The organism is Erwinia sp. MYb416 (assembly GCF_037479575.1).
GTDB classification, from domain to species: domain Bacteria; phylum Pseudomonadota; class Gammaproteobacteria; order Enterobacterales; family Enterobacteriaceae; genus Erwinia; species Erwinia rhapontici.
Genome location: NZ_JBBGYT010000075.1, coordinates 1 through 690, shown reverse-complemented (window position 1 = coordinate 690; position 690 = coordinate 1). Strand labels below are relative to the sequence as shown.

Sequence of the window (690 nt, the reverse complement as noted above, 5' to 3'; positions counted from 1 at the left end):
TCGAAAATCACGTTCGCTACCGGCAAAGGTAACGCCGGTGGTCAGGGCGGCCATGCTTCACACGGCGGTTCTGGCAATCGCGGTGGCGATAATGCCCACAGCGCTGCGTTCGGTGGTCACGGTTATGGCCACGACAACTCACGTTCTGAAGGTTTTGGTGGTCATTCTCACTTCCACTAAACGATCGGAAACGCTGCCAATGGGCCAGGTAACCACCTGATCTTTTCACAACGCTATCGGAGAGTGACTCAAATGACACCGGAGCACCTGGCGCTTATAGCAGAAGCGCGTTCAATCCTGTTAAAAGCGCTCTCCCAGAGCGAGCTGTGCCGTAAAGAACACCTGTCAGCCTGCCTGCAACTTTCACAGGCAGCGAGCCATGCACTCTCGCTTACGATAAAACTGGAGCGAGGGTCTGCTGCAGAACAGATTAATTATGCAGAATTGCTTGAACGACAGATGGTCTCTGTGCGGGCCTGTCAGGCAACGTTAACGAAATTATCCCTGGGGGTAACACAATGACCCGATTTTCACAGGCCATTGAAGAGAAGGTAAACATTGAGAAACATCACCGAATGATGGATCACATCTCATCAGAGTTCGGGGATGAAATGTTAAGGACGATTCTGTTACTGAATGCCCGTCTGATGACGTTGAGTATGGATGATATGAAGTCAGTGGTCGTCAGCG

General features: G+C 51.3%; 1 pseudogene. It reads left to right on the top strand.

Annotated features, from left to right (window positions below):
• Positions 1–180: pseudogene (locus tag WH277_RS00675) on the top strand (hypothetical protein); the annotation flags it as partial.
• Positions 181–690: the final 510 nt, after the last annotated feature.